A 20246-nucleotide genomic window follows, 5' to 3' on the forward strand; every position below is an offset into this window, starting at 1 on the left:
TCGGGCCGTTGAAAAAGTCCGGTAAAGCCCCCTGCCCTGCCGCGCCTTCGAGTGGCCTGACGCAAATCAGGTGCCGGGATCGGTTCACCGGACTTTTTCAACGTCAGTCCGATGAAGGGCGGATGCCCCCGGAGACAGCCTTGGCGGTTTAGCGCCTATGGTCGTTTTATGCGCATTACCCCATATCTTCATTTTATTCGATATCCAGCATATTGTGACTTTATGCGATTTATAGCATGCTGGGATGAGAAGGAAACGGCATGCCCCATATCGTGCGTTCATCCCGGCAGTTGGGAACCATCATCCAGCGGACCCGTAAACAGCTGGGTCTGACGCAGACTGACCTGGCGAACCTGTCGGGGCTGCGACAGGAGATGATTTCAAAGATTGAGACGGGCCATGATGGCACAAAGCTCTCTTCAATCTATGCGCTGTTTGCGGCGCTTGATCTGGAGCTGGTTGTCGATACCCGCGCCAAGACATCGGGCCAGGATATCGAGGATATCTTCTGATGGGACGGCGGAAGGCCCATACGCGGCTCAATATCCTGATCAATAATCGCCTTGTCGGTCGCCTGCATAAGGAGGCGAACGGTGCGATCAGTTTCCTCTACGATCAGGATTGGCTCGACTGGCAGCCGGCCTTTCCCATCTCCCTGTCCCTGCCCCTTCGCGAAAGCGCCTATAGCGGTGATGCGGTGGTTGCTGTCTTCGACAACCTTCTGCCGGACAATCCATCCGTGCGCAGGCGCGTGGCAGAGCGGATGGGCGCGAAAGGGACGGATTATTTCAGTCTGCTAGAGGCCATCGGACGCGAATGTGTGGGCGCGATGCAGTTCCTGCCGGACGACCTTCCCCTGGACAAGGAACTCTCCCTGACCGGAGAGCCCGTCAGCGATGCGGCGATCGAAGCCATTCTTGCCGGCCTTGAATCTTCCCCCCTGGGTTTGAACAGAGAACAGGAATTCCGCATCTCGATCGCCGGCGCGCAGGAGAAGACCGCCCTTCTGTGGCAGGCGGAGCAATGGATGCGCCCGACCGGGACAACGCCGACCACCCATCTGCTTAAACCGCAACTGGGGGAGATACCGACCGCGTTCGGCCGTATCGACATGGCGGCAAGCGTCGATAACGAACATTACTGCCTAAAGTTACTGGAGGCATTCGGCCTGAAGGTCGCCCGGACGGAGATCAGAACATTCGGGCAGCGGCGGGTGCTGGTCGTGGAACGGTTTGATCGTCGCTGGCGCGATGGACGGCAGTTGCTGCGCCTTCCACAGGAGGATTGCTGCCAGGCGTTGGGCGTTCCGTCGGCACGGAAATACCAAAGCCATGGCGGCCCCAGCATGGCCGACATTCTGACCCTTCTGCGCGGGTCTGACCAGCCCCAGCAGGACCAGGTGGATTTTTTCAAAAGCCAGATCCTGTTCTGGCTGATCGGAGCCACCGACGGACATGCAAAGAATTTCAGCATCTTCCTGAAACCGGAAGGCCGCTACAGCTTGACACCGTTTTACGACGTGCTGTCCGCACAGCCCGCGTACGATAGACAGCAAATTCCGAAGAACAAGTATAAGCTGGCCATGGCGGTCGGGGACAACAACCACTACCGTATCGAAGAGGTGGCGGGGCGGCATTTCGTCCAGTCGGCCAGATCGGCCGGCCTTGGCCCCACGCTGATAAGAAAGGCCATTGGCGAGATCCTGGAGGACGCCGCGGCGGCGCCCGGAAAGACCCTCGCACTCATGCCCCCGGACTTCGTGGAACAGGTCCACGACAGTATCGTGGGCAGTCTTCCTGCACGGTTGAGGCTGTTGGAAGCAGCCATACCGAAAGCACCCTGATGGTCAGGGGCAATGGCCCACAAGGGCCGTGCCCGAATGACCCGCCGGCGATGTGCAACGTTGCACACCCCCCTCCCCTGCCCGTCTTCGGGACCAATCAGGTTGACATGGCACCGTCAACTTTATTGACAAGCCCCCTGCCCTGTCCCACTGTGCGCATGTTAATGCCGATAAAGGGTTGGGGAATGGCGGGCGATGCATTGAAGGCGTTCCGCAAGCGCAAGGGACTGACGCAGGAAGGCTGCGCCCGGCACCTGAATGACGCGCTGGGGCGATCCTATGACAAGGCGCGGATCAGCCGTTGGGAAAGCGGCAAGGAGCCGATACCCGATGCCGTGCTGCGCCTGATCGGCGGCGGCGGGCAACCCGGGCGGGCCCGGATCATCGCGTGTTCCAACCAGAAAGGTGGCGTGGGCAAATCCGCCACGGCCGTCAATCTGGCCGCCAGCTTTGCGCGGCTGGGCTTTCGTGTGCTGCTGGTCGATGCCGATCCGCAGGCCAGCGCCACGGCGATGGTGGGTTGTGACATCATTGAACTGGAAGATCGATCCGCCACGCTCCATGCCGTGCTGGTCGACGACCGGCCCGTGCGCGACACGCTGATCCGGCTGCGTAATTTCGATGTTTTGCCCTCCGGCCTGGCGCTGGCGGAATTCGACAGTGCTGCTGGTCTGGTCGGCCGGGAAACGCGGCTGAAGGCGGCGTTGGCGGAGCTGTTGGGCGATTATGATTTCATCCTGATCGATACACCGCCCAATCTGGGGTCCATGACCATCAATGCGCTGAACGCGGCCGACCATGTGCTGATCCCTGTGGCCACACGGCCGGTGGATCTGCTGGGCATCCCGTTACTGTTGAAGACCATTGGCCGTGTCCGCCGCTTCACCAACCATGAATTGACGGTGCTTGGTGTGTTGCCGACCATGTTTGCCGAGCGTCAGACCGTTGACCGCGAGGTTCTGTCCGATCTGCGCACCCGCTTCACCGGTGACAGCGATCTGGGGCGCGTGTTCGAGCCCATCCGGATGAGCACGGGCATCAACCAGGCGGCCTATAACAATGTCATCGCGGTAGAGGCCCTGCCCGCCGATCACCCGGTGCAGGCCTATTTCCATCTGGCCAAGGAGATTGCTGGTGAAGCTGCAGAAGGGTAAGTCGGCGTTTGGCCGGGCCATGGATGATGTTGCGGCGCGCGGCGATGGCTCGCTGATTTCCCGTGAATTTCCCCGCCTGATCGAGGTGGAGTGGTCGCGCGTCCAACCCCGTGCCGACCAACCGCGCCGACATTTCGATGAAGATGCGCTGCGTCAGCTGGCGGAGAGCATAGAACGTCAGGGACTGTTGCAGCCGATCCTGGTTCGCCCCATGGTGGATGCACGCGGCGCCTATGAGATTGTTGCCGGAGAACGGCGCTGGCGCGCGATCGGTCTGCTGAATCGGCCGACACTCCATGCCATCGTCACCAGCGGCAATGCCGAGGAAATCGCCCTGGTGGAGAACCTGCAGCGCGTCGACCTGACGCCGCTGGAGGAGGCGAGGGGGATCCAGGCCCTGATGGAGAGCCACGCCTATACGCAGGAGGCGGCCGCCGGTGCCCTGGGCTGGAGCCGGACGCAGATCAACCGCGTGCTGAAACTTCTGACATTGCCCGATGCGGTCCTGGCCGAATGTGCAACGTTGCACCTTTCCCGCAACGCCATGGTTGAACTGGCCTTGGCCGATGAAGGCGCTGAGCGGGAGCGGTTGCTGGCGATGCTGCGCCAAGGCGCGTCGGTCAAGCTGCTCCGCGAAGCGCGGGCGCAAAAGTCGGAAGGGCAGGGGGCAGGGGCAGCGACGCCCCCGTCACCGAAAAAGGTCACCCCCTTGCAGCGGGCCATGACCCAGCTTGAAGGGGGCCTGAAAGTGTTGGTCAAGGCGAATGCCCCTTTGGCAGATGATGAACGCCGCCGGTTGCAGGAGCTTCGCAAAGCCATTGACCAGTTGTTGCACGCCTAGGGCAGGGGAGGGGCCTTATCCGGCCTCGTTCTGAATGATCCCCAGACGGCGCAGCCGGGTTCGCTGGTTGCGTCGCCCGCGGATGAAAAGTTGTCCGTGTGCTATTGGGGCTGGCCGGGCATCGCTTGGAGTCCGTCAGAGAAGTTTTTATTTATTATCAATGTCTTGATGAATCCTCGCCGTCACTCCGGCGAAGGCTGGTATAATTCCACAATGTGCTGCCCCGGCTGATAGTGCCAGGAGTCGGACCGGCTGGATCCCTGCCGGTCCGATGCAAGGTCAATTGGGGATATTGCCCCAGGTGCCGGGAAGGGGCTGGCCCTGCTGCTTGCCCTGCTTGCGGGAAGTGCCGTCGGCCGGTGTGGCGCTCAGGCTCTTGTTATCCTGCGGCGGGTTGAACAGCTGACAGGGTGGTGGGTTGTTCACCATGGCGTCGGCCACCTGGTTCCAGGTTTTGGCCGGGTCCGGCTTTTCCATGGAGAAGCTGGTGTAATGCTGGCTGACGATCGGGGCGAACGGATAGGCCGGAACGCCGGGCGGCGGGTTGGGAATGCCGGGGAAGCCGGAGAAATAGAAACTCTGCGGGTGGCGATAGGGCGCTGCGTTCTTGTCCGTGGCGTCCGGCGTATAGGCAGAATAGAAGGCATAGCCGAACATGATGTCGCCCTGCGCCGTGCGGTCGGGCGCCACGCCCACCTGTGTCACGGACCCGGTCTTCTGGCTGAGCCACACCGAATATCCCTGCAACTTGCCGGGCATATTGTTGCTGTCCACCTTGGCGTAGGGCAGGTGCTGGATGAAGTTGCGCCGCGGCGGGTGGTTCAGCGGCGAGAAGAGGCAGACCTTGGGCATCCAGGACGGACGGTCGTCATAGGTGACGAAGAAAGCCCGGTCGCCCATGGAGACAAAGGCGCAGGAGAAGCTGTTGTCGATCGGGAAGATCGGCAGGCATTTCTTCTCGTAATATTCCATCATGGCGCCGGTGCCGGTCCCGCCCTTCCAGGTGCTGTCATAATAGGTCCAGCCCTTGGACGTGGTGTATTTGGTGCCGGCCGGCGGGGCGCCGTTATAGGGCGGTGAGTGCTTTTCAAACCCCTCCGTCACCACATACATGTCCCAGCTGGCCGTCCAGTAGACGGGGTAGAGCGGGTCGCTGGGTTCCCCCTCCGACCGGCCCACCAGACAATCGGCCGGATCGCAATTGGCATAGGCGGCGGGATTATGGACCCCGCGCGTGGAATAGACGGGGCTGACGGGCCCGCTGTCGGTGTCGGCCAGGGCCGGGACTGCGGACGACAGCAGAAGCAAGGCCCCGGCGACACGGGCCGGAATGGTATAGGCAGCCATGAACGTTCCCTCCGGACATTAAGCAGGTTGCAACAGGGCATGGCCCCGGGATGTGAAGGCCGTCCCGCGTGGGCGGTCGACGTCAGATCGAGGGCTGATAACGGAAGGGCAGGCCGGTGGACTGATCCGGTGAACCGGGCAACGGGGTTTCCAGCACCTGCTGTGCCAGCAGCCGCATCTCATACATGATGCCCATGGCCCTATTGACGGCATCGGGCGTGCCGTTGAACGTCGCGTGCAGGGCGCGCAGCAGGCTGGTATAGGCGGCGGCGAACTGCAACGACACATGCTGTGCCCGCGACCCGGCCGGCAGCGCGTCGGGATCGGGGTTTTCCTGCATGTTCCAGACATTGCGCAGGTCCAGCGTCAGCGGCGCGCCGGAGAAGGAATAGCCGTGCGGGGCGTCGGGATCGACCACCAGCCGCTTGCCCTTGACGATCTGTTCGAAGCGGTAATAGTGGGCGATGTCGCCTTCCATATCCACCGGGCTGGTGGTCGTCCCCTCTCCCTGCTGGACGATCACGTCGATGGCTGCACAGGCGCTGTCCACATCATGGATCAGGAACAGCTCATCGGCGGGAAACCAGCTATTGTCCACCATCTGCGGCCCCGACGGGCAGGCAAAGGCGATGGGCCCCAGTTCCCGGATCTTGTCGGCGATCGCCAGATAGAATTCACCGATGGTGGAATAGCTGGGCGCCTCTGCCACAGATGATTTCAGCACCAGCGGTTCGGCCGGTTCCTCAATCTTCATGAACACGTCGCGCACCAGCTCAATCGAACATTTGGCCAGCGGCACGATCAGCCCGTCACCGATGCCCATGGGCAAAGGCCCCGGATATTTCGGCATGAAGGCAGGATTGTCGATGGCGGGCCGCCCGCCCAATGCGATCAGCAGGTTGGAGGCGATGCTCATATGCAGCATCTCTTCGATCAGCACGGACCGGATGATCTGTGCAATCGGCTGGTTGGTCCCCAGCTTCAGCGTGAAATAGGCGCAGAGATAGGTGGGGATGGTCGCATGTTCCAGCTCGATGGCGTTCTGAACCATCAGGTGCAGATCGGCAGGAGCCTTGGCGGCGCGGATCTGGGCGACATATTTCGGATCGATCTTCAACATGGCCTGCTCCTCCCTCTCACGCCTTCACGCCCGGTGGCACGGGTGATCCGTGCCCCATGCTGCGGATGGCCTTGCGAAGACCGGGGCTGCCCCGGCGGGTGGCGACATCGCCCAGCACGGGGGCCGGCGCCGGCGGTTCCAGGGTCGCTGCCGCCTTGGCCGGCGGCAGCGCGCCGTAGCCGCCTGGCGCGTCCTTCAGGAAGGTTCCCAGCCAGTCGACGATCATGCGCAGTTTGCCCGCCGACATGTCGCGCGTGGCCGGCATGTAGTTCGGGTCCTCCGGCGGGCGGGTGAAGGCCAGATGCAGCAGGCGGGCGTGCTGTACCACCGTGTCGTAATTGGAGAAGCTGAACAGCCCCCGGCTCATGATCGGATACAGGTTGCCATACTGAACCAGCACCGGCGCGATGTCGGTGTCCCAGCTGGGTGTCGTGGGCGGGTCGAACCCGTCACGCACATGGACCGCCACCTGTTCGAACATGGGCAGCGGCGATTGCCCGCCGCCGGCCAGCACATAATTGATCTCGTAAATCTGGCCATCGATATAGCCGCGCGGATTGCCCGGATCGGCGGCGTAGTAGGTGAGGGTCGCCACACCCTTGTCGTCGGCCTGGACGGCAGCGTCCATGCGCAGCGCAGTGGCCGGGACATTGATGGTGGGAATGGGCGCCTGGGGCGGGTTCACCTCGTCCGATCCGGCCCCGCCGCTGGTATCGTCGGGGGCGGCCAGGGACAGTTTGATGCTGGCCCCGGCGAAGGGCGCGCCATAACGCATGGCAAAGAGCGTGGCTGTGCTGCTGGCCCAGCCTGTGACCGGCGCATCCAGCCGCTGAATGAAATTGTCGGCACGGGCCCATTGTCCGCCATTGCTTTCGCGAATGGCGACGGTCCAGATGCCGTCCACCTGTATCAGCAGGGCCAGCGGGTGATCATCCACCAACGCCTTGGCAGCCTCCGGCACGGGGCTGTCGATGATGCCGCCCGTTCCGGTGAACCAGGTGACGTCGCTGTAACCGGACAGGGTGGCGATGGTGACATAGTCACCGTCGCCGGGCTTGTTGCCTTCATCAATCAGGGTGGCGATGCTGCCATCAGGCAAAACCCTGTCGGCCCGGTTCAGCACCACAAGCCGGATATCGCCCAGGTCCTGCGGCATGATGGGCTGGCTGTCCACCACATCGGGCTGGGCCGAGGCCAGCAGCCAGAGCGGCAGGCCGATGGCATAATCCACGGACACACGGTCATTGCCAGGGGTGAAGGCCGCGTTCATGTAGCCGATATTATAGGCCGATGCCGACGGCGGACCCTGGGCCGCATCGACGATGGAAGGGGAGAAGCGCCGACCCGGCGCAAATGTCTCCGGCTCTCCCTCTTTCCAGGGGGCGATGGTGCCCAGCAGCCGGCCATAGGTGAAGTCGGTCATGTCCCGGCTTTTGGAATAGCCATAGGTCATGAGGCTGATGGACAGCCGCCCGCCATTGGCGGCGGCTTCCTGCTTCAAGGCCTTCAGCACGGGCGAGGCATCGGCATCATCATGCCAGACAATATCCGTCAGGACACCCGTGAAGCGGGCCGACGCGCCGGGGCTTCCACCCACCGCCTTGCCCGTCGCCTTATCCACCAGGCGCCCGAAATAGAGGTCGCGGAAGCAGGCGGGGGGCATGGTGCCGGCCATCAGAGGCCGGGTGCCATCCGTCAATTCGATGCGCAGGCCCCAGATGCCCGACGCGAACTGAAACTGCGGGTCCAGATCGACCAGCTTCGCGGCGGTGCGCGCCGTTTGGGTCGCGATGCGCAGGGACAGGGCGGCGTCGCCCGCTGTCGCTTCGCCCGCCGGCCCCACGGCCCCCGTGATGGCGCAGTCCAGCAGGCGGAACGTATTGCCGCCATCCGGGTTCCACCAGCCATTATAGGTTGTTTTGCCGTCCGCATGCTTGACCCAGGGCGCCTGGAACCGCGGTTCGAAGGTGGGGTTGCTGTAGTTGCGGACATCATTGTTGACCGTGTTCACATCGGCCTCAAAAAGGCCGCTGAAGGTCAAGCGCGGCAGGCTCAGGTAACTCATATACCCTCCACGGCCTTTTGATAGAAAATCATCCGGCTAACAATCTGTCACAGGTCAGGGGTGTCTGCACGCTAAAATTTATCTGATGTATATGCCTCTCTCCCGGAAACGCATAAGGAATTGAAAGTAAAATAACTTATCGGTATTATGACCTCTCAGGGGTCGGTTGGGCATTTTTTCAATGAACTGGCGGGGGACGATGGGGGAGGTCCAGGCACGCGGCGGGCAGGCGGGAATGGGCCGTGTCATGGCCGGATGGCTGGTCCTGCTGACCGGTCTGCTGGCCCTGATCCTGGTGCCGTTCGCCCTGCTGGAAGCGCCGTTATCGGCGGCGGTTGGCGGCCGGCTGGATGGCGACAATGGAATGCTGCTGACGGTTGCAATGGTCATTGGCGCCCTGGTGGCGGACATCCTGCTTCCCATACCGTCCAGCATCGTCTCCGTCGCGGCCGGTGCGCTGCTGGGTTGGCTTGGCGGCACCCTGGCCGTGACGGCGGGCATGATGCTGGGTGCGGGGGTCGGATATGGGCTGGGCCGTACCGTCGGTCCCCTGCTGTTGCCCCGCATTCTGCCGGTGGGGGAGCAGCAGCGCCTGTTCCGGCTGGTCGGGCGCCATGGCGCCTGGATGGTGGCCGGACTTCGCGCCGTGCCGGTCCTGGCGGAAGCTTCCGTGATTGTGGCGGGCATGGCCGGCGTGCCCCTGTCCCGCCTGATGCCCGCCTGCCTTGCCTCCAGCCTTGGTGTCGCCCTGCTTTATGCGGGTGCTGGTGCGTTGACCGCGCCCTGGTTTGGCGATGCCTTGCTGTTTCCGGCGGCGTTCGTGGTGGCCCTGCTGCCGCCGTCGCTGGCCTGGTTTGTTTCCCGCCTGATCCGCAAATCACCGGAATGACAGTGCCGATGCCAATTGCCCGTTTCCCTGCTGCCGCCGCCCTGGCCCTGCTGGCCGCCGGACCCGTCATGGCGGCAGAGCCGCCGCCCGACACACCCGCCATCATCGTGACCAGGTCACGGCTTGGCCCCGCCGATGATCCGGGCACAACGGTGCTGACGCCACGGCCGGGCGATGCTTCGCTGCCGTCCCTGCTGTCGCGGGTGCCGGGATTGTTTGTGGAGGAAGGGGGCGGGCCGGGTGCGGTCGGGTCCATCCATCTGCGGGGGACCGATCCCAACCATACGGGCGTGCTGGTGGATGGCATCAAGCTGAATGACCCGACCAACAGCCGCGGCGGGTCGGCCGATGCCGGTACCCTGCTTCTGCAAGGTGTGGACCGGGTGGAGGTGGTGCGTGGTGCCCTGTCGGCGGTGCAGGGGGCCGACGCGCTGGGCGGGGTTGTGGCCATCGAGACCAGAAAGGGTGACACCGTTCCTGCCGGCGACCTGACCCTGACCCTGGGTGACGGCAACCACCGCCAGATCGAAGCGGGGCTGCGCGGCCCCTTGGGCCCCGTGCGGGCCAGCCTGTCCGCGGGCGACCTGAGGTCGGGCAAAGTCCCGTCGGGTAACCGGCTGAAGGCGCGGCAGGGGATCGCGCGCTTTGACAGCGACTGGGACGGCGGCACGGCCAGTGCCAGCCTGCGCCGCCTGACCTATGATGCCCAGGCCTTCCCCGATGACAGCGGCGGGGCCGAATGGGCTGTGGGGCGGCAGCTGGAACAGCGCGAGGGGTCGACCACCGCCGGCGGCACGCGTCTGCGCTTCACCCTGCCGGGGGCGTTCAGTCTGGCGGTCGATGCCGCCGCCCTGCGTCTGCGCGAGGATGCGGCAACCCCGGCCGTGGCCGGCGGTCCCGCCAATCCCGACGGCCTTCCGGCCATGCGCGCCGACAACCGCTTTGACCGTCGCAACGGAACGGCGGCGCTGCATTATGCCGCCGATAACGGCCTGCGCCTGTTGACCGGCCTGGGGCTGGAGCGGGAGGAGGGGCGCAGCGATGGCAGCCTGGATTTCGGCTTCTTTCAGCTGCCCAGCCGTTTTGACCTGGACCGCACCACGCGGTCGGCCTTTGCCGAGGCGGGATATCACCCGGAAAGGGGGGCGGGGGGACAGGCCGGGCTGCGCCTGGACCGCGCCGACGGGCATACGCAGACAAGCCTGTCCGGCGGCCTTTCCTGGCGCGACCAGGACAATATAATCAGCGTTGACTATGGCGAAGGGTACAAGCTTCCCAGCTTTTACGCGCTGGGCAATCCGCTGGTCGGCAATCCGGCACTGCGGCCCGAACGGTCGCGCAGCCTGGATGCGGCCGTGACCCACCGGCTGGGCTTCCTGCCGGGGGAGACGTCGTTCCGGCTGTTCCATCTGCGTATCCGCGACCTTGTCGATTTTGAACCTGGGCCGCCGCCGCGCCTGGTCAACCGGCAGAGCCTGCGCAGCCAGGGGGGCGAACTGTCGCTGACCCTGCACCCCGCCGACGGGTGGAGCGTCACCGCCTTTGCCACGCATACGGACAGCCATTTCAGCGACGGGGCCCCGGTGCGCGACCGGCCCCGCTGGCAGGCGGGGGGGGAGGTGGCCTGGACCGACGGGCCCTGGCGCCTGCGCGGGGGCGTGCGGCAGACGGGTTCGGTGCTGGACAGCGCCATTCCCACGGGCGATGTGCGGCTGGGCGCCTATCCGCTGCTGGACCTGTCCGCCGGGTGGACACCGCTGGCGGGCATCGACCTGGATGTGACCGCCCAGAACGCCCTGGACCGGCATTACCAGCAGCGGGTAGGGACCCCGGGGCCCGACCGCCGTCTGCTGCTGACCCTGAGAGCCGGGTTCTGAACGCCGGCGGCCCCGCGCATGGTGCGGCGTCGGGACGGGCGCCTATGACAGGCGCCATTGGTGATGGACACTGACCAGCCTGGTCACCATGTAGGGGGCCAGGCCCTCCATCCCGCCCTCGCGGCCGAAACCGCTATCCTTCACGCCGCCAAAGGGGGTTTCGGGCAGGGCGGTGGGCGCCCCATTGATGGACAGCATCCCGCTTTCCACCCCGTCGACGAAAAGGGCCTGACGGGGGGCATGATCGGTGAACAGGTACGTTGCCAAACCGAAAGGAAGTGCATTGGCCATCGCCAACGCTTCCGTATCGGTATCAAAACGATGCAGCGTTGCGACGGGTCCGAATGGTTCCTCCCGCAGGATGGCAGCGTCGCCCGGCACATCGCCCAGGATGGTTGCGGGATAATGGGACCCGCCGGCCGGCCTGCCCCCCGCCAGCAGGCGGGCCCCGCGCTGGACGGCATCGTCGACGAGTGCAGCCACGGCGGCGACGCGGCGCGGGCTGGCCAATGCTGGCAGCGCCAGCGTCGTTACCCCTTCCAGAAGGGCGGTCACAAAGGCATCATACAGGCTGTCATGCACCAGAAGGCGGGTCGGGGCGATGCAGGCCTGGCCCGCATTGCGGAACTTCATGGGCAGCAACAGGCGCGCGGCCGCGACCGGGTCGGCGTCTGCGGCCACGATGACGGCCGCATGCCCGCCCAGTTCCATGGTGCAGGGCTTCATGGCAGCCCCGGCCAAGGCCGCAATATGCCTGCCCACCGGCACCGACCCGGTGAAGGACACTTTGCGTATCACCGGATCGGCGATCAAGCTGCGGGAAATCGTGGCCGGGTCCCCCAGAAGCAGCGACAGGGCATCGCCGGGCAACCCCGCCTCGATCAGCAATTCGGCCAGGATCATGCAGGCCCCCGGCGCCTCCTCCGACGGCTTTACAATGATGGAGCAGCCGGCGGCCAGGGCCGGGGCAATCTTGCGCACCGCCTGGGACAGGGGAAAGTTCCAGGGCGTGAAGGCGGCAACGGGGCCGATGGGCACCTGACGGACCTGCAGATGCTGGTCGGGCCGGCGACCGGGCACCACGCGGCCATAGGCGCGGCGTCCTTCTTCGGCAAACCAGTCGATCAGATCGGCGCTGGCCGCCACCTCCGTCCGCGCCTCGGCCAGGGGCTTGCCTTGCTCGCGTTCGATCATGCCTGCGATCTCATCAATCCGCGCCCGCAGGCCGTCGGCAGCACGGCGAAGGACGCGGCTGCGGTCCAGGGCGCAGACCTGCCGCCATTGTGCAAAACCGCGCGCGGCCGCCGCCGTGGCGTCGGACAGGTCGGCGGGGCCCGCGTGCGTGATATGGCCCACAACGGCACCGGTGGCGGGTGACAGGACCGCCGTCTCTCCCGGCCCCGCACCCTGTCGCCATACGCCGCCAATGAACTGCCGATAGGCCTGCATCACATCCTCCCCAGATTGCGGGCAGTCCAGTTCAGGGATGCCTCCAGCCGGTCCAGCAGCAGCGTCAGGTCGTCCTCTTCGATAATCAGGGGGGGTGCGATGGCGATGCTGTCATTGGACAGGACGCGCAGGATGACGCCGTTTTCCTGAAGGTGCGCCGCAAGCCCCTTGCCGACGCCGCGCTTGGGATCAAAGAAGCGGCGGGTGGCCTTGTCATCGACCAGTTGCACGGCGGCGATCAGGCCATCCCCGCGGATTTCCCCCACCAGGGGATGATTGTGCAGGCCCGCTAGCCGTTCATGCAGGACCTTGCCCATGCGGCGGACATGGGAAAGGAGGTCGCGTTCCTGATAGATGTCCAGCACCTCCATCGCTACCGCGGCGCCCACCGGATGGCCGGCATAGGTATAGCCATGGCCGAAGGTGCCGCGCCGGCCGCTCTCCGCCGCGATGACATTGAAAACCCGGTCCGTCATCAGCAGGGCGGACAGGGGGAAGGCGGCGGATGTGAGCTGCTTGCCCAGGGTCATGATGTCCGGCGTGATGCCAAAATACTCAGAGCCGAACATGGTGCCCAGCCGGCCGAAACCACAGATCACCTCGTCCACGATCAGCAGGATGTCGTATTTGCGCAAAATCGCCTGGATCTTGGGGAAATAGGTTTCGGGCGGGAACAGCACGCCGCCGACGCCCAGCATGGGCTCGGCAATCATGGCGGCGATGGTTTCCGGCCCTTCGGCCAGGATCAGCCGTTCCAGGCTGTCGGCCAGCCTTGAGGCATAATCGGCCTCGCTCTCCCCCGCTTCGGCGAAGCGCCAGTAATGCGGGCAGTCGGCATGGATGAAACGGTCGATGGGCAGGTCGAAACCGCCATTGATGGCCGCCAGCTGGGTCATGCTGCCGCTGGCCACCGTGACGCCGTGATAGGCCTGACGCCGCGCGATGATCTTCTTCTTGGCGGGCTGGCTCAGGGCGTTGTGATAATACCAGGCCAGCTTCACGGCCGTGTCGTTGGCCTCTGACCCGGAGGTGGCGAACATTACCCGGTTCAGATCGCCCGGTGCCAGTTCCGCCAGCCGTTCCGCCAATGCCACGGGGACGTCGGCGGTCTTGGATGCGAAATTATGATAATAGGACAGGCGCCGCATCTGCCGTGCCGCCGCATCGGCCAGGCGCGGCTCGTTGAAGCCCAGGCCCGCGCACCACAGCGCCGCGACCCCTTCGATATAGGATCGCCCCTGCGCATCCTTCACGCGCACGCCGTCGCCCTCCACCATCAGCATCGATCCGGTTTGTCGGTGCCGTTCCAGATCGGTGTTGGAATGGACATAATGGTCAAGGGCGGCCTGGGACAGGGCTTGCGGATTGGGAAACATTCGACACCTCGGATCATAACGATCTTTATCGTCATAAAGTACATTTGTGGGCGCGCCGACAGCGCGGCACGGCCGGGGGGATCAGGGGGCGGCGCAGCGCACGCGGTGCCCGCCTTGCAGAAGGGTCAGAACGCCACCCTGTTCCACCGGGGTCAGGCCGGGCAGGGCGACGGGGGCGGGCAGGGGGCGATGGCCGGCGCGGAAGCCGTCGCCATCGGGCAGGATTTCCGGCACGGCCGCCATCAGATGGCGGGTATAGGGATGGGTCGGGCGGTCGAACAGGTCGTCGCGCGCCCCTTCCTCCACCACATGCCCGCGATAAAGCACCATGACCCGGTCAGCCACCTGTTCCACCACCCCCAGATGGTGGGAGATGAACAGGTAGGAAAAGCCGTGGCGGCGCTGCAAATCCTTCAGCAGCGATAGAACCTGAGCCTGTACTGTGACATCCAGGGCGGAGACCGGTTCATCGGCCACGATCAGGTCGGGTTTCATGATGATGGCCCGCGCGATGGCCACGCGCTGACGCTGGCCGCCCGACAGTTCATGGGGAAAACGGTCGGCGAAACCATCACCCAGCCCGACATCGGACAGGGCAGCGGCCACGCGCTTGGCGCGTTCAGTCGCCGTGACGCCGGTCACCCCCTCTCCCACGATGCGGGCGATGCGCCAGCGCGGGTCAAGGGAGGAGAACGGGTCCTGGAACACCATCTGCACCCGTCTGGCCAGGGCGCGGCGTTCGGGTGCCGACAGGGTGGTGATATCGCGCCCGTCCAGGGTGACCGTGCCCCCGGCCACGGGCGCCAGACCCAGCAGGGCGCGGCCCAGCGTGGTCTTGCCCGATCCGCTTTCCCCCACCAGGGCCAGGGTCTCGCCCCGCGCCAGGGACAGGTCGACCCCGTGCAGCACGGGCCGGGCGGGTGGCGGGCGGAACAGGCTGCGCCGGCGGACTGGATAGGCCACGCGCAGGTCGCGGATGGACAGAAGCGGGGGGGAAGGGGCGGGCGGTGTGGTTGCGGCCGTTGGGCGGCGGGGCAGGCTGTGCAGCAACTGGCGCGTATAGGGATCGCGGGGGCGCAACAGGACGGGGTCAACCGGCCCTTGGGTCACCGGATCGCCATGGCGCATCACCAGCACCCGTTCACAGCAATCGGCCACCACGCCCAGATCATGGGTGATCAGCAACAGGGCCGTACCCAGGTCGCGGCAGGCGGCCAGCGTCAGGTCCAGCACCTGCTTCTGCACGATCACGTCCAGCGCCGTGGTCGGTTCATCGGCGATCAGCAGGGCGGGACGCAGCAGCAGGGCGGATGCGATCATGATCCGCTGCCGCATGCCTCCGGAAAATTCATGCGGGTATTTGTCCAGACAGCCCACGGCATCGGCCATGCGAAAGGCGTCCAGCATCTCCACCGACCGGCGGCGCACCTCTGCTTCGGACAGGCCTTCATGCAGGATCAGCCCCTCGCCCAGTTGCCGCCCGATGGTCAGGGCCGGGTTCAGCGACACCATCGGCTCCTGAAACACCATGCCGATGCGCCGGCCGCGCACCTGGCGCAGATCGGCGGGGGGCAGGGCGGTCAGGTCCTGTCCGTCGAACAGGATGCGCCCGGCCCGACGCTGCGCCCCCGGTGGCAGCAGGCCCAGGATGGCACGGGCCAGCAGGGTCTTGCCCGACCCGCTTTCCCCCACCACGCCCAGCCGTTCGCCGGGCGCGATGGCAAGGTCGATGCCCTTGACGGCCAGCCGCTCGGAACCGGCGAAACCGATGCGCAGATCCTCAATGGACAGAAGCGATGTGGTCATGGCGGCCCCCCTTCACAGCTTGTTCATGCGGGGGTCGAGCAGATCACGCAGCGCGTCGCCCAACAGGTTGATGCCCAGCAGCGCCATGGAAATGGCCAGACCCGGAAAGATGCAGAGCCAGGGGGCCGCCTGCACATGCTGCCGCCCCTCCGCCAGCATGCCGCCCCAGGTGGGGGCGGGCGGGGGCACACCGGCGCCCAGGAAACTGAGCGCGCTTTCCGACAAAAGCGCATTGCCGAACATGGCGGTGGCCAGCACCGTCAGCGGCGTCAGGCAATTGGGGATGACATGGGTCAGCAGGGTGCGCAAGGTGCCCTGGCCCAGCACGCGGGCCGCATCAATGAATTCCCGTTCCTTCAGCGACAGGACGGAACCGCGCACCACCCGCACCACCGACGGGGTATAGGCCAGCCCCAGGGCCAGGACCACACCGCCGGGCGACGGGCCGATGGCGGCCAGGATGCCGAGCGCCAGCAGGATGGCGGGAAAGGACATCAGCGCATCCATCAGCACCGTCACCCCATCATCGACCCGCCCGCCCAGATAGCCCGCGACGGCACCGATCCCGGTGCCCAGGGTGACGGAAAGGGCGACGGTGGCCAGGCTGACCCCGGCACTGACCCCGGCGGCGACCAGCAGGCGGCTGAACACATCGCGGCCAAACCCGTCGGTGCCCAGCCAGTGCTGTGCCGATGGTGCCTGCAACCGCGCCCAGACATCGGGGCGCAGCGGGTCATAGGGGGTGGCGGTCAGGCCCCAGGCGGCGGCCAGCAGCATGAAGGAGAAAAAGATCAGCCCAAGGGCGGCATTGGGCCGCGACAGGAACCGGGTCATGGCGGAATTCCTCATAGCTGCACCCGCGGGTCCAGCAGCGGATAGGCCAGATCGACGGCCAGATTGACCAGGATGCGGATCAGCGCCACCAGCAGCAGGCATCCCTGGATCACCGGGTAATCCCGCGCCTCGATCGCGTCGACCAGGAAGCGGCCCAGGCCGGGCAGGGTGAAGACCGTTTCGATCACCACTGCCCCGCCCAGCAGCGAGCCCAGCAGCAGGCCGATGAAGGTCAGCGTGGGGGCAAAGGCATTGGGAAAGGCGTGACGCCAGAGCACCGGCCCTTCGGCCAGGCCCTTGGCCCGGGCGTGGGTGATATAGTCCAGGCGCAGCACATCGATCATGCCCGACCGCATCATGCGTGCCACCACCCCCATTTCCACCAGCACCAGCGAGGCGCAGGGCAGGATCAGGTACAAAAGCCCCTGCACCGGATCATCGCTGATGGCGACATAGCCGACCGTGGGCAGCCAGCCCAGTTGCACCCCGAACAGCAGGATCAGCAGCAGGCCGACCCAGAAGCTGGGGACGGAAATGAACAGGACCAGCAGGCCCGTGATCACCATGTCGGTGGCCTTGTTCTGTCGCCACGCGGCCAGCATGCCGGCGGGCACCGCGATCAGCATGGCCAGCGCCATGGAAATCAGCACGATCTGCGCCGTCACGCCCAGCCGGTGCAGCATGGCGGGCAACACCGGCTCCCCCGTCGTGATGGAGGTGCCGAAATCACCGGTCAGGATATGGCCCAGCCAGCGCAGGAACTGCACCGGCAGCGGCTGATCCAGGCCCAGATTCCGGGTGATGGCGGCGATGGTGGCCGGATCGGCCATGTCGCCCACCATCACCGACACGGGATCACCGGGGACCAGCCGCATCAGCAGGAAGACGATCACCGCCACGATCAGCAGGGTGGGCAGCGTCATCAGGCAGCGGCGCAGGAGATAGGCACCCATGGCGGTTACTCCCCCTCCTTCGCGACGCCCCAGAGGACGGGCAGATTGGCGGCCCAGTTGTGAAAGCCGGTGACATTGGCGCGCGTGGCCGCGACGGCGACGCCGTTATAAAGCCCGATGATCGGCACGTCGGCCGCCATCAGCCTGTGCAGGGCATCGAAGGCGGCCTGACGGTCGGCTTCATCACCGCTGCGATTGGCCTGATCCAGCAGGGTGGCCGCCACTGCGCTGTGCCACTGCGCCGTGGCGCGTTTGGCCCGGTCGCCGATCAGCGCGTCATAGGTCAGCGCCGGGTCAAAGCGGGCGGAATAGGAGAAGGAGGAAAGCTGATAGCGTCCCTTCTGATAGTTCGACAATTGGCTGGCCCAATCCAGCACCGCCAGATCGGCATTGAAGCCGGCATCGCGCAGATAGGCATGGATCAGTACGGCATTGTCGAACATGTTGGGAAAGCGCCGGTTGGTCTGCACCACGATGCGCTGCCCGGCATATCCCGCCTCTTTCAACAGGGCGCGGGCCTTTGCCGGATCATAGGCGGGCCATTCATCATGCGCCGGTCCATGCTGGGGTGCGACGCGCGGCACGGCGGATGGGTTGGGCTTCACCAGACCGTTGGTGGCCACCATGGCGATGCCGTCGCGGTCGATGGCGTGCGCAATGGCACGGCGGATGCGCACATCCGACAGGACGGGATCATCGCTTTGCAGCAGCAGGACGGTCCAGCTGAGCAGTTCCTGTTCATAAACCCGCACATTGGCGAAGCGTTTCAGATCCTGTCCGGCGGCGGCGGGCAGGGCCGGGATGATATCCACCCCGCCCGACAGCAGCGCCGACTGCGCGGTGGTGACATCCGGCACGATCAGGAATTTCACCTGATCGACCAGGGCCCGCTTGGCGCCGGCCAGACCGCTGGCTTCATCGCGGCGCTGGCTGTAGCCATCGAACCGGTCCAGCATGACATATTGCCCGCGCCGCCATTCGCCCAGCCGGAACGGGCCGGTGCCGATGGGGGCGATCCAATGCCCGTCCGCCCCGACACTGGACGGGGACAGGATGGAAAGCGGGCATTGCGTGCTGGCCATCTGGGCCAGGAACACAGCCGAGGGCCGGTCCAGGGTGAAGCGGACCGTCAGGTCATCGGGCGTGTCCACGGACAGGACCTTCACCCCCCGGCCCGTGCCGTCATAAAAGCTGCGGCAGGTCCAGTTGCGGGCCGGGTCCATCCAATGATCCCAGGACCAGCGCACATCGCCCGCCGTCAGCACCCGCCCGTCATGGAAACGCACCCCATCGCGCAGATGGAAAATGTAGGTGCGGCCGTCATCGGCCATGTCCACCCGGTCGGCCAGCATGGGCGCCACCGACAGGTCGGCGCGCGACGCGACCAGCCCTTCCACGATCTGCGCCAGGACCATGTCGCTGTTGGTGTCGCGGTTCACGCCCGGTTCGGTGGAACGGATATCGGCGTTCAGCGCGACCGTCAGGGTGCCGCCGGCCGCCGCGGCCGGGGGCATTCCCGCCAGCGCTGCCAATGCCCAGGCCACCCTTGTCCAGCCGCGCGACATGCCCTGTACCCCCGGTTTGTTCGTTGGAGGTACTTTGTACTATGTATTTATGAAATGCAATATGATTTGTGGGGCGGGTCAGGGGGCTCAGCCAAATTCCGGCCGCTCCTTGGAAGAGACGGTCAGGTGGCGGCGCATCAGGGCGGCGGCCCATTCCTGATCCCCGCGTTCCAGGGCGTGCAGGATTTCCAGATGTTCGCGGCAGCTATCCACCACCCGGTCCTCCCCATAGGACCAGTTATAGGAGAGCAGGCGACGCAGGCGGTTCTGGTTCTGCACCGACTGGTGGATGAAGCGGTTGCCGGAGCAGGCGGCCACGAAATCATGGAATTCGGCATTGATGTCGAAAAACTCCATGGCGGTGGGCGTGATCTCTCCCGACATCACCTTTTCATGCGCCTCGCGCACCTGTCGCGCCCAGGCGCGGTCCAGGGTGAAGGTCGGTTCCAGCAGGCCCGCCGGTTCCACCAGCAGGCGGAAACGGTAGCTTTCGTCGTGCGCCGCGTCGCTGTTCAGCGTGGGCATGAACTGCCAGCCATGGCCCATCTTGCGTTCGACGATGCCGTCCTGTGCCATGCGGTTCAACGCCCGGATCAGGGTGCCGCGCGGCACGCCATAGCGGCGCATCAGGTCGGCTTCCGACACCTCGCCATCCACATTGCCCTTCATCCGGTCGGCGGCGATGGCCAGATACAGATCCTCCAGCTCATCCGCGCGACCGCCGCCGCCCGTCCATTCAATGGCATCCGACGGCAATTTCAGGAAAAAGCCACGGCGCGGCTGTGTTTCCAGGATGCCCAGATCGGCCAGATGGCGCAGGGCGGCGCGCACCGGCGTGCGGGAGACCTTGAATTCCTCCACCAGACCCAATTCGGTAAAATGGTGGCCGACGGGCAGGCGGTGACGGCGGATATGGTCGACAATCTGCCCGGCCAGATCGGCCTGCAGCTTTGATGGACCACCGGTTTCCTGTTCATCCTGATCGTCAATGTCGCTGGCGCGGGTCATACGGGGCTTCCGGTTTTCGTTCTTGGGTCCAGTCTAGTATCTTGTCGTGATAAAATCCAATTTGATTGGCGTTGGCCGGTTGACTTGCACTGTGCTTCATCATAATACAATGCGATCCT

The 20246-nt window shown here is 65.2% G+C and carries 16 protein-coding genes; 6 read left to right on the forward strand and 10 right to left on the reverse strand.

Annotation, left to right across the window (positions count from 1 at the left end; genetic code table 11):
* Positions 1–260: 260 nt before the first annotated feature.
* The 4 genes from ACODTW_RS23130 (at position 261) to ACODTW_RS23145 (ending at position 3838) form a co-directional block, all read left to right on the forward strand.
* Positions 261–512, forward strand: coding sequence for a helix-turn-helix domain-containing protein (locus ACODTW_RS23130; RefSeq protein ID WP_488948486.1), 252 nt, complete (start codon positions 261–263; stop codon positions 510–512).
* Entirely contained in the window at positions 512–1843 is a 1332-nt protein-coding gene (locus ACODTW_RS23135; protein WP_488948487.1) for a type II toxin-antitoxin system HipA family toxin, read from the forward strand. Before ACODTW_RS23130 ends, ACODTW_RS23135 begins: the two co-directional genes overlap by 1 nt.
* A gap of 185 nt (positions 1844–2028) precedes the next feature.
* Positions 2029–2997: an AAA family ATPase gene (locus tag ACODTW_RS23140; protein WP_488948488.1), complete on the forward strand. Its 969-nt coding sequence runs from the start codon at positions 2029–2031 to the stop codon at positions 2995–2997.
* On the forward strand, positions 2978–3838 hold the full coding sequence (locus tag ACODTW_RS23145; protein WP_488948489.1) for a ParB/RepB/Spo0J family partition protein: 861 nt from the start codon (positions 2978–2980) through the stop codon (positions 3836–3838). The genes ACODTW_RS23140 and ACODTW_RS23145 overlap by 20 nt, the downstream gene beginning before the upstream one ends.
* Positions 3839–4117: 279 nt before the next feature.
* On the opposite strand, the gene ACODTW_RS23150 is transcribed toward ACODTW_RS23145, so the two are convergent.
* The 3 genes from ACODTW_RS23150 to ACODTW_RS23160 form a co-directional block, all read right to left on the reverse strand.
* On the reverse strand, positions 4118–5185 hold the full coding sequence (locus ACODTW_RS23150) for a hypothetical protein (RefSeq protein ID WP_488948490.1): 1068 nt from the start codon (positions 5183–5185) through the stop codon (positions 4118–4120).
* An 82-nt stretch (positions 5186–5267) separates the two neighbouring features.
* Positions 5268–6305, reverse strand: a complete 1038-nt coding sequence (locus ACODTW_RS23155; protein WP_488948491.1) for a ferritin-like domain-containing protein — start codon at positions 6303–6305, stop codon at positions 5268–5270.
* Between the two features lie 16 nt (positions 6306–6321).
* Positions 6322–8370 carry a hypothetical protein gene (locus ACODTW_RS23160; protein WP_488948492.1) on the reverse strand — a complete coding sequence of 683 codons (2049 nt, stop codon included), beginning with the start codon at positions 8368–8370 and terminating at the stop codon, positions 6322–6324.
* Between the two features lie 247 nt (positions 8371–8617).
* Between ACODTW_RS23160 and ACODTW_RS23165 the strand changes: the two genes are divergently transcribed.
* Positions 8618–9259 carry a TVP38/TMEM64 family protein gene (locus ACODTW_RS23165; protein ID WP_488948493.1) on the forward strand — a complete coding sequence of 214 codons (642 nt, stop codon included), beginning with the start codon at positions 8618–8620 and terminating at the stop codon, positions 9257–9259.
* An 8-nt stretch (positions 9260–9267) separates the two neighbouring features.
* Positions 9268–11136 (forward strand): TonB-dependent receptor plug domain-containing protein, encoded by a 1869-nt coding sequence (locus tag ACODTW_RS23170; protein ID WP_488948494.1) that lies wholly within the window; start codon positions 9268–9270, stop codon positions 11134–11136.
* Between the two features lie 42 nt (positions 11137–11178).
* Here ACODTW_RS23170 and ACODTW_RS23175 read toward each other — a convergent pair whose 3' ends face one another.
* From ACODTW_RS23175 to ACODTW_RS23205, 7 genes are all read right to left on the reverse strand, one after another.
* Positions 11179–12585 (reverse strand): aldehyde dehydrogenase family protein, encoded by a 1407-nt coding sequence (locus tag ACODTW_RS23175; RefSeq protein WP_488948495.1) that lies wholly within the window; start codon positions 12583–12585, stop codon positions 11179–11181.
* Entirely contained in the window at positions 12585–13961 is a 1377-nt protein-coding gene (locus ACODTW_RS23180) for an aminotransferase (protein ID WP_488948496.1), read from the reverse strand. The genes ACODTW_RS23175 and ACODTW_RS23180 overlap by 1 nt, the downstream gene beginning before the upstream one ends.
* Before the next feature lie 81 nt (positions 13962–14042).
* Positions 14043–15767 (reverse strand): ABC transporter ATP-binding protein, encoded by a 1725-nt coding sequence (locus ACODTW_RS23185; protein WP_488948497.1) that lies wholly within the window; start codon positions 15765–15767, stop codon positions 14043–14045.
* 12 nt (positions 15768–15779) lie between these two features.
* Positions 15780–16601, reverse strand: coding sequence for an ABC transporter permease (locus tag ACODTW_RS23190; RefSeq protein ID WP_488948498.1), 822 nt, complete (start codon positions 16599–16601; stop codon positions 15780–15782).
* A gap of 11 nt (positions 16602–16612) precedes the next feature.
* Entirely contained in the window at positions 16613–17554 is a 942-nt protein-coding gene (locus ACODTW_RS23195; RefSeq protein WP_488948499.1) for an ABC transporter permease, read from the reverse strand.
* A gap of 5 nt (positions 17555–17559) precedes the next feature.
* Positions 17560–19119 carry an ABC transporter substrate-binding protein gene (locus ACODTW_RS23200; RefSeq protein WP_488948500.1) on the reverse strand — a complete coding sequence of 520 codons (1560 nt, stop codon included), beginning with the start codon at positions 19117–19119 and terminating at the stop codon, positions 17560–17562.
* A gap of 87 nt (positions 19120–19206) precedes the next feature.
* Entirely contained in the window at positions 19207–20127 is a 921-nt protein-coding gene (locus ACODTW_RS23205; protein ID WP_488948501.1) for a GntR family transcriptional regulator, read from the reverse strand.
* Between the last annotated feature and the right edge of the window lie 119 nt (positions 20128–20246).

Source organism: Niveispirillum sp. FG148 (assembly GCF_057809655.1).

Coding starts and splice junctions, on each gene's coding strand:
- ACODTW_RS23130 (WP_488948486.1), top strand. CDS start 261: ATGCCCCATATCGTGCGTTCATCCCGGCAGTTGGGAACCATCATCCAG.
- ACODTW_RS23135 (WP_488948487.1), top strand. CDS start 512: ATGGGACGGCGGAAGGCCCATACGCGGCTCAATATCCTGATCAATAAT.
- ACODTW_RS23140 (WP_488948488.1), top strand. CDS start 2,029: ATGGCGGGCGATGCATTGAAGGCGTTCCGCAAGCGCAAGGGACTGACG.
- ACODTW_RS23150 (WP_488948490.1), bottom strand. CDS start 5,185: ATGGCTGCCTATACCATTCCGGCCCGTGTCGCCGGGGCCTTGCTTCTG.
- ACODTW_RS23155 (WP_488948491.1), bottom strand. CDS start 6,305: ATGTTGAAGATCGATCCGAAATATGTCGCCCAGATCCGCGCCGCCAAG.
- ACODTW_RS23160 (WP_488948492.1), bottom strand. CDS start 8,370: ATGAGTTACCTGAGCCTGCCGCGCTTGACCTTCAGCGGCCTTTTTGAG.
- ACODTW_RS23165 (WP_488948493.1), top strand. CDS start 8,618: ATGGCCGGATGGCTGGTCCTGCTGACCGGTCTGCTGGCCCTGATCCTG.
- ACODTW_RS23170 (WP_488948494.1), top strand. CDS start 9,268: ATGCCAATTGCCCGTTTCCCTGCTGCCGCCGCCCTGGCCCTGCTGGCC.
- ACODTW_RS23175 (WP_488948495.1), bottom strand. CDS start 12,585: ATGCAGGCCTATCGGCAGTTCATTGGCGGCGTATGGCGACAGGGTGCG.
- ACODTW_RS23180 (WP_488948496.1), bottom strand. CDS start 13,961: ATGTTTCCCAATCCGCAAGCCCTGTCCCAGGCCGCCCTTGACCATTAT.
- ACODTW_RS23185 (WP_488948497.1), bottom strand. CDS start 15,767: ATGACCACATCGCTTCTGTCCATTGAGGATCTGCGCATCGGTTTCGCC.
- ACODTW_RS23190 (WP_488948498.1), bottom strand. CDS start 16,601: ATGACCCGGTTCCTGTCGCGGCCCAATGCCGCCCTTGGGCTGATCTTT.
- ACODTW_RS23195 (WP_488948499.1), bottom strand. CDS start 17,554: ATGGGTGCCTATCTCCTGCGCCGCTGCCTGATGACGCTGCCCACCCTG.
- ACODTW_RS23200 (WP_488948500.1), bottom strand. CDS start 19,119: ATGTCGCGCGGCTGGACAAGGGTGGCCTGGGCATTGGCAGCGCTGGCG.
- ACODTW_RS23205 (WP_488948501.1), bottom strand. CDS start 20,127: ATGACCCGCGCCAGCGACATTGACGATCAGGATGAACAGGAAACCGGT.